This is a genomic window from Anaerolineales bacterium (assembly GCA_015075625.1).
Lineage (GTDB): Bacteria > Chloroflexota > Anaerolineae > Aggregatilineales > UBA2796 > UBA2796.
In genome coordinates, this window is the sequence record JABTTZ010000004.1 from 196,841 (window position 1) to 210,057 (window position 13,217).

Here is a 13,217-nt window from a genome sequence, read left to right on the forward strand (position 1 = left end):
CTGGGGCGTTCGCCGGATTCCCCCTAATTCAATTTCAGGCTGACCTTCAACAAATAGTTTGCCAACAGCCGCTTGCCAAGCGAACTGAGGTGGATCCCATCCCCGTTCAGCGGCGCACCGGGGAAGGTGCGGCTGTAATACTCTAACAGGTTTTGTTCGTCGGGCGTCAGGCGGCGTGTTGTCATGGCGTCCACCTCCGAACGCGGCATTTGCCCAACCACATAGCGGCTGCCCACCTCTTGAAAGGCGGGGGCGACATCAATACACAACACGTTGGGCATCTTGCTTAACTCGCCAAGCGTGCAGGCAGCTTTCATACTTTGGTTAAAGAGCGTGATCGCATTGGGCGTGAAGCCATACGCCATTGCCGAGGAAAAGGGCGCTGGCGCTCCAAAATAATAATTCCCAAAGACAATTTTTCCCTGTGGGTTGTTTTGCAGCAGACGGGTGGCGAATTCTGTCAGGCGGCGGGCGTGTTCCTCCGCCGAAACCGCCGGATCAACGCCCGAACTGAGGTCGTTCACCCAGGGCAGGACAATGGTGAAGGCGCAGCGATCCCGCAGCAGATCTTGGTAGATGGAGGTTTCGTAAAAGGAGAGGTGCTTCGGGGAACTGATCCCCGTCCCGGGATAGCTTCGATCCCGAACCTCGTAGCCTGGCGCCCGCAGTGTTTCCAACTCTCCCCGGATGTAATCGCTGAAGGGCGACATCTTCACCTTGATGAAGCCCACGCCCGGCAGTTCAAAAATGACCTCCCCATAGGCGAGCGAATCGCCCACCACGCTGATGCAGGGGCGCGTTTTCGGCAGCGCGGCAATAACCTCCGCACCCTCTATCGGCACAAAGCCAACATCTGCCGAGAACTGCAAAAATTCAGCCGACATCCAGCCTATCGTTCCGCGTACCTCCACACTGACCCATGCCGAATCCTCCGTGCGCGAGCGCACGTCAACCACTGCACCTTTCAAAATCGTCGCCAGCGCCGCGTATTCTTTGCCCGGACCCGTCCGCAAGAGCAAGCCGCGATCCGCCAAGACCACTGCCGTGATCTCCGACGGGGTGGGAAGCGGCATGGTGGGTGTCAGCGTTGGCGCGGGCGGCGGCGAGGGCGGTGTGACATGCGGCGTTGGGGGGAGCAGCGTCGTCGGTTGTGGGGTGAGTGTCACGGCGGCGGTGGCGGCAACGGCGGTGAAATGGGCAGCGGTGGCAAAGGCAATCTCGGTGTTAATCAGTGCCGCAGCCGTCTCGGTCACTGGGTCTGTGGGAAGCACGACGCCCACTGCTCCAGCAAGGACGCCCGTCATTTCTGGGCTAGGAGTAAAATCTGATGTTTCTATTGGGGCATCCGTCGAAATCTCCGTTGGGATTCCGGTGAAGGTTGCCGTCGGCGTCTCGGTGGGCGGAATGTCAGGGGTGAAGGTGGGCGGCGGCGTCTCGGTGGGGGTGGAGCTAGGGGGGAGCGTGGGCAAAACGGCAACAGTGGGGATCACCCCGTAATCGCGCCCCACGAATGAACGAATCGTCAAGCCCGCGCCGTAGACGACGATGCCAATGACAACCAACAAGAGAAGGGCGATCCGTGTGTCTCGATCCATCAGGGCGATCCGTCCTCGCCAAGCTCATCGTTCAGCCATGTTTGGGCGTCGGTATTCGCCTGATCATAATCTTCAAAGCGCCCAATGTCCATCCAATATTCGCGGATGGGGTAGTGGTAAACGGGCTGTCCGGCGTCCATCGCGGCGCTGATCAACTCGGTGGCGTCATAGCGCCCGCTGGCGGGGATGCCATCCAACAAAATAGGATTGATCAGGTAAATTCCGGCGTTGATCTGGACGGTTTGCGTCGGCTTTTCAACCAGCGAGGTGATGCGTCCCTCCGTCCCTTCGATCACCCCATAGGGAATCGTCACCGTGTAAGGGCGCGTCCCAACGGTGAGCATCGCCCCGCGCTCCTCATGGTAGGCGTGCATGGCGCGGAAATCAAGGCGGGTGACCAAATCGCCGTTCAGCATGAAAAACGGCGCATCAAGCTGATCGCGCAGCAGGCGCAGCGCCCCCGCCGTACCAAGCGGCGACTCCTCGCGCACGTAATGGAGTGTCACACCCAAATGCCGCCCATCCTTAAAATAGGATTCGATCAATTCCGCCTTATAGCCAAGCGAGAGGTAAATCTCGGTGATGGCGTATTTGCGCAAGCGCCCCAACAACAGTTCAAGGATGGGACGCTCGCCAATGGGGAACATCGGCTTGGGAATCACATACGACCAGGGGCGGAGGCGCGTCCCCAAGCCCCCACACATGAGGACTGCGCGAAGTGGCGGCGTCATACGGCTCATCGCTAGACTTGATACCGTTCGGGGTCAAAGCGTTCGGGGTGGGCGGCAGTCCAGTCAATCGTGCGGCGCAAGCCCTCCTCAAGGGAGATCGTCGGCTGCCAGCCGATGAGTGACGCTGCTAAGCGGTTGTCCGATTGCAGTTTCAAGACCTCGCTCGTCGGCGGGCGGAGGCGCTCTGCCTCGCCCCCTTGCAGCGGGACGGGTCGCCCCACCAGGCGGATGATTTGCTCAGCCAACGCGCCGATTTGGACGGTCACCCCCGTGCCGAGATTGACCACCGTCCCCACTGCGGCATCAGCGCGGGCTGCGGCGATCAGCCCTTCGGCGGTATCGGCGGCGTGGGTGTAATCGCGGTAGGTATCCAACGTCCCAAGTGTCACGCGATCCCGCCACAGCGCTTGGCTGATGATCGTCGGAATCACGGCGCGGGCAGTTTGTCGTTCGCCAAAGGTGTTGAAGGGGCGAACAACGACGACGGGCGTCCCAAAGCTGCGCTGGTAGCTTAGGCTGAGCGACTCGGCGGCAATCTTGGTGGCGGCATAGGGCGACTGCGCTTGAAGGGGGTGCTTTTCGTCAATCGGCGTGTAGAGCGCCGAGCCGTAAACCTCGCTGGTGGAGACGATCACCCCCCGGCGCGTCCCTCGGCGGCGCATCCCCTGAAGGACATTCATTGTCCCCGTGACGTTCACGGTGACGGTTTCTTCGGGGTGGCGGTAGGAATAGGGAATGGCAATGATCGCCCCCAAATGGTAGACCGTATCGACGCCCGCCAACGCCTGATCCACCGCCCCAGTGTCGCGGATGTCGCCGGCGTAAAGTTCCACCGAAGCAAGAATGTTTGGCGGGAGATCGGCAAGGTTGCCACGCTTTTCGGCGTTGGCGGTGTAGCGGACGAAGGCACGCACGCGGTATCCGGCACGGACAAGGTGATCGACAAGGTGACTTCCAATGAAGCCCCCCGCCCCAGTGACAAGAACAGTCGTTGATTCGCTCATGGAGCAGCATTGTACCACGTCTCCTCTGTGGTTGCCCTGCATCCCCATGGGGACGCGCATTGGGGCATCCGCACCGCACCCGCACCTCTACGCCCTTTCGTTAATTACCCTGCTTGGCGCGATTCCCCTCTTGCGTCAAATGGATATTTCCCCTAGAATATCTCTAAGCGCAATCCTATAATAGATCAGATCATTTATGCCTCGCAAAAGATTTACCGACTCCGATCTCTTGAATTACATTCTCGATCATCGGCTGCAACCGGGTGACAGCCTTCCGCCGCTGACCGAACTGCAAAAAGACCTCGGTGTGAATGTCGGCAAACTCCGTGAACAACTTGAAGTTGGGCGGGCGCTTGGCTTGGTCGAAGTGCGCCCCCGAACGGGGATTCGCTGCAAGCCCTACGATTTTTTCCCCGCCGTCCGTCTCAGCCTGCTCTACGCCCTCTCCATGAGCGAAAACGCCTTCGCCGCCTTTACCGAACTTCGCAATCACCTTGAAATCGCGTTTATGGAGGAAGCCTGTGAGCAGCTTTCGGCGGCAGATTTCGCCGCTCTGCGCAGCCTGATCAGCATTGCCCGCGCCAAACTGACAAACAGCCCATCGATTCAAATTCCCCATGAGGAACACCGTGCCTTTCATATGGGCTTGTTTCGCTATCTGGCGAATCCGTTCGTGATCAGCCTTTTGGAGGGTTATTGGGAGGCTTACGAAGCGGTGGAACTAAACACCTATGCAGATTTGCATTATTGGCAGGAGGCTTGGGATTACCACGAACGTATTTTAGACCATCTGGAACGGCAAGAATTTGAAGCTGCACGCGGCGCGTTTCTTGAGCATACTGATTTGATGCGCCACCGCCAGCAAAGCGCTGCCCTCCCTCTCGCGGCGCTCCTCCCCCACCCTGCACACCATACGAAGGAGTAAGAAACCTGTGTTAGCACAAGCTGATCCCCACATTCGCGGCGAAGGGGTTGTCGTCAACGACTTCGCCATCGTTGTGGCGACGGTCAATGGCTCTGGCAGCCAAACCGCCAACAACACGCTCGTCCGCGCTCTATTTAAGATGGGTATTCCCGCCAATGGGAAAAACCTGTTCCCCTCAAACATCTACGGCTTGCCAACGTGGTATACCATCCGCGTCAGCGAGAAAGGTTACACCGCCCGCCGTGAGGATTACCATGTCCTCGCCGCAATGAACCCCAAAACGGGCGTCGATGATATTGCCAAGCTCGCTCCGGGCGGCGTCGTTTTTTACCCCGATGATTGGAAACTTGCCAGCAAGCGCGAGGACATCACCTATTACACCATGCCTGTGAAGGCACTGGTGAAGGCATCCGAGGTAAAGTCCGACCTGAAAGAGTACGTGGCGAACATGGTCTACGTCGGCTCTATGGCAGAACTGCTTGGCATTGAAGTCAATGAGATCAAAGCCGCCCTCAGTTACTTCCTGAAAGGGAAGGAAAAAGCGGTCAATCTGAATTTCACCCTCGTTGAACAGGCGATGGAACACTTCCGCGCAACCTATCCGAACGCTCCAAAGCCCTTCATCGTCCAGCGCTTGGAAGGGGAGAAAAACGGCACGGCGGGGAAGATCATGATTGAGGGGAATTCGGCGGGGGCGCTTGGCGCGGTGTTTGGCGGGGTATCCGTCGCCGCGTGGTATCCAATCACACCATCCACCAGCATGATCGACTACCTCAGCGACTATATCCGTGACCTCCGCGCCACCTACAAGACAAACGCTGAGGGCAAAAAGGAACTGGCAGAGAAAAACTGTGCCATTGTCCAAGCCGAGGACGAACTGGCGGCGGTGGGGATGATCATCGGGGCGGGCTGGATGGGCGCACGCGCCATGACCGCCACCAGCGGACCGGGCATTTCGCTGATGTCCGAATTTGCAGGGCTGGCATACTTTGCCGAAATTCCGGCGGTAATCTGGGACATTCAACGGATGGGACCTAGCACCGGTCTGCCCACGCGGACGAGTCAGGGCGATGTTCTCAAAACGTATTTCCTCTCGCATGGGGATACCCGTCACGTCGTGCTGCTGCCCGCTGGCATGGAAGAATGTTTCGAGTTTGGCTGGCGTGCCTTTGATGTTGCCGAACATCTTCAAACGCCCGTGTTTGTCCTCAGCGATCTTGATCTAGGGATGAATTTGTGGATGTCCAAACCCTTTGACTACCCCACAGAGGACATGGATCGCGGGAAGCTCTTTACCTTTGAAGATATGGACAAAAACGGCGGGAAATTCCTCCGTTACCGCGATGTAGAGGGGGACGGCATTGCGGCGCGTTCGATCTCTGGCAAGGGTCCGGCGTGGTTTGCGCGGGGGACGGGGCATACCGAAGCCGCCACCTACAGCGAAGACCCCGAAGTCTGGACGAAAAACCTGCAACGCCTAGAGCGCAAGTTTGACACGGCGCGGAAGGTTGTCCCCCAACCGGTGACGGAGATGGTGGACGGGGCGCAGATTGGGATCATCGGCTATGGATCGTCCGATCCGGGTATTCGGGAGGCGCTTGATGTCTTGACGGATGGCGGCTTGAAGGCAGATTACCACCGTCTGCGGGCGCTCCCCCTAGGCGATCACACGCGGAATTTCCTCGCTTCCCATGAGCGCGTGTATGTTGTCGAAAATAACTATCTGGGGCAAATGGCAGACCTGCTGCGGATGGAATACCCCGAATATGCCACCCGCGTTATCGCCGTGAATATGTGCAACGGCTTGCCGTTAACGGCGCGATGGATTGCCGGCGCGATCACCGAACAACACGAGAGCAAGTAGAGGACACCATGACCGCACGAACCCAAAAAACAAATGCGCTCGGTTTTGATAAAAGCGTTTACAAGGGGGGCGAATCGACTCTCTGCAACGGGTGTGGGCATGATTCCATCTCCGCCAAAATCATTGATGCCGCGTGGGAGTTGGGACTTGACCAGACGAAAATGATCAAGCTGAGCGGGATCGGCTGCTCCAGCAAAACCCCCGCCTACTTCCTCGGCGGCTCGCACGCCTTCAACAGTGTTCACGGACGGATGCCCTCGATGGCAACGGGCGCAACGCTGGCGAATCACAATGTCTTTGCCATTGGTGTCAGCGGCGATGGCGATACCGGCAGCATTGGCTTGGGGCAGTACAAGCACCTTCTGCGGCGCAATGTCCCCATGCTCTACATCATCGAAAATAACGGTGTTTACGGGCTGACGAAAGGTCAGTTCAGTGCCACCGCCGATGAAGATCAGTACCAAAAGTACTATGGGCGCAACGAACTGCCCCCCCTTGACCTCTGCTTGGAGGCGATTATCACCGACTGCACGTTTGTTGCCCGCTCGTTCTCTGGCGATCAGCAGCAGTGCCGTGAGTTGATCAAGGCGGCGCTCATTGCCAGCCAAAAGGGGACGGCACTGCTGGATATTATCAGCCCGTGTGTCACCTTCAACAACACGCCGGAATCGACAAAGGGTTACGATCACGGGCGGACGCAAAACAACCCGCTCCAAGAGATCGAATTTTTCCCGCCCGGCGTTGTCCCCCCCCGCACCGAGATCACCATCCCAGAGTACGCGCCGGGGCATGATTTTGATGTGACGATGCACGATGGGTCGGTTATCCGCCTCTCGAAGGTGGATGCCAGCCACAACCCGCGCAGCAAGGAATCGGCAACCCGCCTGTTAGAGGACGCCAAAGCCGCGCAGAAGTTCATCACAGGGGTGATCTACGTGGGGGCGCCACGCCCGACGCTGCCGGAAATTGAGCATCTGCCCGAAGAACCGCTTGCCTATTTGGGTCAGGATACCCTCCGCCCAAGCCGCGAAGCGCTCAGTAAGGTCATGAAGGGCTTGATGTAGGGACGCATGTGTAGGGGCGCATACCAATGCGCCCTCTCATCCCCCCCATCCTGTAGGGGCGACCCTGCGTGATCGCCCGTTTACCCCATGCCCCCCGTTAATTCCCCACGCACGCCACCCGCGAGATGAGAATATAACCGCTCAGCAGTGGGGCGCTCCATTCGGTGGGGTTGCTCAGCGGAGCGCTGTAGAGCGTCGTTATGCCCGTGCTGCCTTCTATCGTCGGCGGGTCGGTGACGGCAAAGTAGAGCGTCTTTTCACAGGGCATCAAAAAGCCGACATATGCCTCATCATTCGCCGTGAAATCGATTGGCGAGGTACTCGTCTCGGTAGCGAGAACATGGGCATACAGTTGGGGGTTGAACGGCTGCCCCGCTCTATCCGCCCGCCACGAACTAGCGGTGTAGAGAACAGCGCCGCCATCAACGCTCCACACAACATTTTCAACGGTGTGATCGGTGGGCGCTTCCACCACCTTACGCGCCGCTCCCGTCGCCAGATCGACAATCCCTATCGTGTTGATCGGCTCGCCGCGCCCCATGTAGCCATCCACCGGATGGGTGGTATCGGCATACACGTAGGCAAGTTTCGTATGGTCGGGGGAGAACACAAAATAGAAGGGAAAGCCTAGCTGTTCAGGGCTTAGAAGGGGTTTCGGTTCGGGGAGGCCGTTCGTCCCATCCACCGCAAAATTCAGATTCCCCAGATCAACGGCGAAGGGAGGCGTTGCCAGCCCATCAAGGGACACCCCCACAAGGTAGAGCGTCTTTGAATCCGCCCCCCACCCAAGCGGTGCAACGCCACCAACCAATCCGTTCGTTTCGGAAAATGTGATTGCGCCAGCAAAAATCACCGTATTTCCCGTCGCTAATTCAATAATGAACAACTGCCATCCCTGCGCCGTCCAATCGATCACGCTGTAAGCCATCAGGCGGTTATCGGGCGTAAATTCGGAGAACAATAGAGAGGTATTCGCTGGCGCTTCAATGGTGTTTTGGACGGGATCGCCCACCTTGCCATAGCTCAGGGTCGGTGTGCCGTCCTCTGCCGAATAGAAGGTTTCGCCGCGCCATGTCCCATCGGGAGAAAAGGTGATTGTGCTGGTTGTTTCGACGGGCGTTTTGGAAAGCGAACGCTCCGCAGTGGACGTAAAGACCATCGTGTAGGCGGTAGGGTTGGCGGGGTCGTCGTGATCGTAAATGCGTACATAGGCATTATCACGCAGTGGCGCTTGGGCAATCACCAACGTCGGCGCTGCCAAAAGAAAAATGACAAGGAAGGTAAAAAAACGACGACGCATAGACCAGACTCCCTGAAGGTGATAGGAAACCCCTCAAGGATACCGCATTGTCGTCGGCGTTGATTCTCAGCCGCCCTATCCCAAAAACCGTGAATCGTTTGATTTAGCAGTGGTCTGTGCAGATGATTTCTTCGTGCCAACCATGACCAAGACCGCTAACGCCCCAACCAAAGCAAAATGGATGAGCAGGGCAAGGTATAACAGGGAATGGTTGCGCACGGCGACGACTGACGGGGTGGTTAGGGCGTAGTAGTAGCTATGAAAGGCAACAATAGCAACCACCAGCGCCGGAAAAGGCGTGATCATGATATTGAGGAGGATGAGCAGCCCTGTTCCTCCACTGATGACAATGGCAGCCAAAATGAGGGGATAACTTTGAAACATGATCCCGGGCGTCTCACCAAAGCTGTACCACAGAAGGAAAATCATAGCAGCCGAAATGATCAGCGAGCCGTACAGCGCTTTTTGTGGGGCAATGACCATGAGAGCAGCGCCTCCTTTGTGCGGAGAGAAGAACCACATGCCCAGTGTAACATAGCTTGTTTTATTATGTCTCTCAATTGTGATCGCATATGGTCGCACCCTGAATCAAAACGCGCCGTCTTCTTTCGGGAAGACGGCGCGTCTATGGTTCGTTTAGATCGTCGGCTTAGAAGCGGTTGTTGCGGCGAGGAGGAGGACCATCACGGCGCTCTTCCTTCGGGCGTGCTTCATTCACCGTCAACGGGCGTTGACCCATGTTAAACCCGTTGTATTTCTTGATTGCGTCCTGCATGGCTTCGGTGGTTGCCATTTCGACAAACCCAAAACCCTTCGAGCGCCCGGTCTCCCGATCCATGATGACCACTGCGTCCTTCACTTCGCCGCACTGCTCGAACAATTCTTGCAATTGTTCTTTGGTGACATTGTAGGGAAGGTTGCCGACGTACAACTTCTTATTCATTGAGACACTCCACATGTGGGAACTAACGTAGAGCGAGTGTTGACGTGGGAGCCGAAAGCAAACGCGAAGGCGCTACTTTGTACTCTGTCAGCGTGAAACACACACCCTACCAGACTCTCTCACGCTCGGCAGACGGCAGACAAAGCAGACGCAGGCGAAGACGTGACAAGCCAGACGAATTACAAAAATCAGGATACCATGAGACCTTTAAAAGCGCAAGCCACGAGATAGACCAATTTTGGGGGTGTGTTTGTGAGAGGGGCTGCTCATGTAAAGTAGAGAGTAATGATGGGGGAATCGGGCGACTTTTTCCCTCTGGGATTGACAACGCCGCCGCTTTTCTTCTATAATGGCGGCGCTTTTCTGGGTTGGGCATTGAAAGCATTTGGTATCTCGTGGTAGAATGCGAGATACGTCATGCCGACGTGGCTCAATTGGCAGAGCACCATACTTGTAATATGGGGGTTATGGGTTCAATTCCCATCGTCGGCTCTTGGAGATGTGCCTACATAGCTCAGTTGGTAGAGCACTCCCTTGGTAAGGGAGAGGTCATGGGTTCAAGTCCCATTGTAGGCTCTTTTGTTGTGCTGCATTCGGTATATTGCCGCCCATCCCCCTCATATATACACGATGCATGTCTATGCTTGCCGCGTATTGAAACCGATAAGTTTGTCCACTAACCTGCTAATTTCAGAGACCAGACCGAGGAGAACACCCTACAATGGCGAAGTTTGAGCGGAATAAGCCCCATGCCAATATCGGCACGATTGGGCATGTCGATCATGGGAAAACGTCGCTGACGGCGGCGATCACGAAGGTGTTGGCGATGAAGGGTCAGGCAGAATTCCGCGCCTACGACTCGATTGACAACGCGCCGGAAGAAAAGGCACGGGGGATCACGATCTCAATCACCCATGTGGAGTACGAGACGCCGAACCGCCACTATGCTCATGTGGACTGTCCTGGACACCGCGACTACATCAAGAACATGATCACGGGCGCGGCGCAGATGGACGGGGCGATCTTGGTGGTGAGTGCGCCGGATGGTCCCGATGCCGCAGACGCGGGAACACGTGCTATTGGCGCGTCAGGTAGAAGTGCCAGCGATGGTCGTTTTCCTGAACAAGGTTGACCAAATGGACGACCCAGAACTGCTGGAATTGGTGGAGTTGGAACTTTCTGACCTGCTGAGCGGGTACGGCTTTCCGGCGGATACGCCGATCATTCGCGGCCCGGCGCTGAAGGCGTTGGAGCAGACCAGCACAGATGTGAACCACCCCGATTACGCGCCGATTTTGCAACTGATGGAGACGGTGACACCTACATTCCGCAGCCGACGCGAGAGATGGATAAGCCATTCTTGATGCCGATTGAAGACGTGTTCAGCATCAAGGGACGCGGGACGGTGGTGACGGGGAGCGGAGCGCGGGCAGTTGAAGAAGGGCGAGGAAGTGGAAATCTCGGTCTGCGCGAGGAGAAGATGAAGACGACGGTGACAGGCATTGAGATGTTCCACAAGGAACTGGATGCCGCCGTCGCCGGCGATAACGCCGGTATCCTTCTGCGCGGGACGCAGCGTGAGGAAGTCGAACGCGGGATGGTCATTGCCAAACCCGGCTCGATCACGCCGCACACAAAGTTCTGGTGCCAAGCGTACGTGCTGAAGAAGGAAGAAGGCGGGCGTCACAAGGCGTTCTTCACCGGCTACCGCCCACAGTTCTACCTGCGCACGGTGGACGTGACCGGCACGGTGGCGCTTCCTGATGGTGTTGAGATGGTCATGCCCGGCGATAACATCGTCATGACAGTGGAATTGATCGATGCCCATCGCCCTCGAAAAGGGTCGAAGTTCGCCATCCGTGAAGGCGGCTTGACCGTCGGCGCGGGCGTTATTGTCGAGATCATCGAATAATTACACAGGTGGGGCGCACACAAATGCGCCCCCTATGGGAGCATAGATCATGGCGAAAAAAGATGTGCGGATGGTGATCCACCTCGCTTGCCCCGATTGCAAGGAGCGGAACTACACCACCGAGAAAAACCGTCGTAACGATCCAAGCCGGATTGAATTCAATAAATATTGCAAGCACTGCAAGAAACACACCTTGCACAAGGAAACAAAGTGAGCGATAATACAGGGCAATCCCTCATAAACGTCACACACTGATAGGGTGTGGTTGTGTGAAGGGTGTCCTGCTTAGGGGAGTAGCTCAATTGGCAGAGTAACGGTCTCCAAAACCGTCGGTTGCAGGTTCGAGTCCTGTCTCCCCTGCTGAGAACGAATGAACTTTCCCCAAAGCACCGTCTCTAGGACGGTGTTTTGGTATCTGAATTTGGAGATTTTTTAGCATGTCGCCAGTGAGTACAAAACGGGCGGGCGCCGACCAAGAAGAAAGCTATTCCGAGGAGGAACTGGCTGCGGAAGCAGAAGCTGCCGCTGCCCTTGATTCTGCTGCCGCCCCTGCTGTTTCGGATAGCCGCCGCCGCCGTCAGGCAAAACGGGGCATTGTGACCCCTGAACCAGCCCCTGCGCCAGTTCGCAAGGATCGTCCCACCCCTAGCCAGCGTGATCGTGATGAGGTCGTCGTCAGCCGCAACTTCATCATTCGTTTTGTGCAAAATTTGCGGACATATTTCCGCGAGACCCTCGTTGAACTACGCAAAGTGGCGTGGCCCAGCCGCGAGGAAGTCCGTCGGCTAACCTCCATTGTCCTGGTCGTCACCATTGTGTCAGCGCTCTTTTTGGGCTTTGTCAGCTTTATTTTCGGCTTCCTGACAACCCAAATGGCAACGCTCGACACCGCAATTTTCGCAGGGGCGCTCGGCATTGCCCTTGTGATCATCGTCGGCGGGCTGTGGTTGGTACGGGATCGCCTTTTCAAGCCGTTGGATTAAGTCTGGATCATGTCCGGGGACAAGGTGCGATTTCATATGCCGCCGCGCAAACGTAAAGGGAAATTAGCTGACGACGAGCCGATCTACGAGGGGAGACCACATTACGTTGGACCCCAAGATGAAGACGATGCCGTAGAGAACGCCCGTTTCCGCATTGAGGATGATGACGTCCTGCCAAGCGAACGTGCCGCCCGTTTGGGTGTGGTGAAGGTTGCCATTGGCACAGACGAAGACGGCAACCTGATTGAGATTGAGCCGGATCAAGAAAAACAGTGGTATGTTGTCCATTGCTATTCCGGCTACGAAAACAAGGTGCGCCAAGCCATTGAGCAGCGCACGCACACGATGGGGATGCAAGATAAAATCTTCGATGTGATCATCCCTACCGAGGAAGAAATTGAGATCAAAGAGGGCAAGCGCCGCACGGTGGAACGCCGCGTCTTTCCCGGCTATATCCTTGTCCAGATGAAAATGGATCAGGATAGCTGGTTTGTTGTGCGCAATACCCCTGGTGTCACCGGCTTTGTGGGGATGGGCGATAAACAGCCAACACCACTTCGCCAAGAGGAAGTCAACCAGATTGTCCGCCGGATGGAGCGCGAAGCGCCCGTTGTGCGTGTCACGTTTGCCGTTGGGCAAAAAGTGCGCATCATTGATGGACCGTTCAAAGACTTCCCCGGCATTGTCGGTGATATTGATGTGGATAAAAGCAAAGTCCGCGTCATGGTTTCCTTCTTTGGGCGCGAAACGCCTGTCGAACTCGATTTTCTTCAGGTCGAAAAGACCTAACCACACCGCTCCCGAAGGGCGGACAAGCATCCAATTGTCTATCTAACGGAGGTCGCCCAGACCCCCGCACGATGGAGGGGCAAGGGGATCACCCCCACCCCACTTGA

Annotated in this window: 12 protein-coding genes, 3 tRNA genes and 1 pseudogene; 10 read left to right on the forward strand and 6 right to left on the reverse strand. The window is 56.8% G+C overall.

Annotation, left to right across the window (positions count from 1 at the left end):
• Positions 1-23 precede the first annotated feature (23 nt).
• From HS103_18530 to HS103_18540, 3 genes are read right to left on the reverse strand one after another with little or no spacing between them, the layout of a single operon-like run.
• The gene (locus tag HS103_18530; protein ID MBE7514793.1) at positions 24-1,595 is read right to left on the reverse strand and encodes an SH3 domain-containing protein; all 1,572 of its coding nucleotides are present in this window, start codon (positions 1,593-1,595) and stop codon (positions 24-26) included.
• Positions 1,595-2,326, reverse strand: a complete 732-nt coding sequence (locus HS103_18535; GenBank protein MBE7514794.1) for an NTP transferase domain-containing protein — start codon at positions 2,324-2,326, stop codon at positions 1,595-1,597. Before HS103_18535 ends, HS103_18530 begins: the two co-directional genes overlap by 1 nt.
• An 11-nt stretch (positions 2,327-2,337) precedes the next feature.
• Positions 2,338-3,330, reverse strand: a complete 993-nt coding sequence (locus HS103_18540) for an SDR family NAD(P)-dependent oxidoreductase (protein MBE7514795.1) — start codon at positions 3,328-3,330, stop codon at positions 2,338-2,340.
• 196 nt (positions 3,331-3,526) lie between these two features.
• Between HS103_18540 and HS103_18545 the strand changes: the two genes are divergently transcribed.
• From HS103_18545 to HS103_18555, 3 genes are read left to right on the forward strand one after another with little or no spacing between them, the layout of a single operon-like run.
• On the forward strand, positions 3,527-4,255 hold the full coding sequence (locus HS103_18545; GenBank protein ID MBE7514796.1) for a FadR family transcriptional regulator: 729 nt from the start codon (positions 3,527-3,529) through the stop codon (positions 4,253-4,255).
• A 7-nt stretch (positions 4,256-4,262) separates the two neighbouring features.
• A complete protein-coding gene (locus tag HS103_18550) occupies positions 4,263-6,119 on the forward strand; it encodes a 2-oxoacid:acceptor oxidoreductase subunit alpha (protein MBE7514797.1) in 1,857 nt (618 codons plus the stop codon).
• 8 nt (positions 6,120-6,127) lie between these two features.
• Positions 6,128-7,183, forward strand: a complete 1,056-nt coding sequence (locus tag HS103_18555) for a 2-oxoacid:ferredoxin oxidoreductase subunit beta (protein MBE7514798.1) — start codon at positions 6,128-6,130, stop codon at positions 7,181-7,183.
• Positions 7,184-7,280: 97 nt separating this feature from the next.
• Here HS103_18555 and HS103_18560 read toward each other — a convergent pair whose 3' ends face one another.
• The 3 genes from HS103_18560 to HS103_18570 form a co-directional block, all read right to left on the reverse strand.
• Positions 7,281-8,483: a hypothetical protein gene (locus tag HS103_18560; protein MBE7514799.1), complete on the reverse strand. Its 1,203-nt coding sequence runs from the start codon at positions 8,481-8,483 to the stop codon at positions 7,281-7,283.
• Positions 8,484-8,558: 75 nt separating this feature from the next.
• Positions 8,559-8,966, reverse strand: coding sequence for a hypothetical protein (locus HS103_18565; protein MBE7514800.1), 408 nt, complete (start codon positions 8,964-8,966; stop codon positions 8,559-8,561).
• Positions 8,967-9,132: 166 nt separating this feature from the next.
• Entirely contained in the window at positions 9,133-9,426 is a 294-nt protein-coding gene (locus HS103_18570; protein ID MBE7514801.1) for an RNA-binding protein, read from the reverse strand.
• A 419-nt stretch (positions 9,427-9,845) separates the two neighbouring features.
• Between HS103_18570 and HS103_18575 the strand changes: the two genes are divergently transcribed.
• The 7 genes and pseudogenes from HS103_18575 to nusG all read left to right on the forward strand — a co-directional run bounded on the left by HS103_18575 (position 9,846) and on the right by nusG (position 13,110).
• A tRNA-Thr gene (locus tag HS103_18575) sits at positions 9,846-9,918 on the forward strand.
• Between the two features lie 11 nt (positions 9,919-9,929).
• Positions 9,930-10,002, forward strand: a tRNA-Thr gene (locus HS103_18580).
• A 145-nt stretch (positions 10,003-10,147) separates the two neighbouring features.
• Positions 10,148-11,338 (forward strand): annotated as a pseudogene (gene tuf, locus HS103_18585) (elongation factor Tu).
• A gap of 49 nt (positions 11,339-11,387) precedes the next feature.
• On the forward strand, positions 11,388-11,552 hold the full coding sequence (rpmG, locus tag HS103_18590) for a 50S ribosomal protein L33 (protein ID MBE7514802.1): 165 nt from the start codon (positions 11,388-11,390) through the stop codon (positions 11,550-11,552).
• Between the two features lie 73 nt (positions 11,553-11,625).
• Positions 11,626-11,698 (forward strand) — tRNA-Trp (locus HS103_18595).
• A gap of 77 nt (positions 11,699-11,775) precedes the next feature.
• Positions 11,776-12,321, forward strand: a complete 546-nt coding sequence (secE, locus tag HS103_18600; protein MBE7514803.1) for a preprotein translocase subunit SecE — start codon at positions 11,776-11,778, stop codon at positions 12,319-12,321.
• Between the two features lie 36 nt (positions 12,322-12,357).
• Positions 12,358-13,110 carry a transcription termination/antitermination protein NusG gene (nusG, locus tag HS103_18605; protein ID MBE7514804.1) on the forward strand — a complete coding sequence of 251 codons (753 nt, stop codon included), beginning with the start codon at positions 12,358-12,360 and terminating at the stop codon, positions 13,108-13,110.
• Positions 13,111-13,217: the final 107 nt, after the last annotated feature.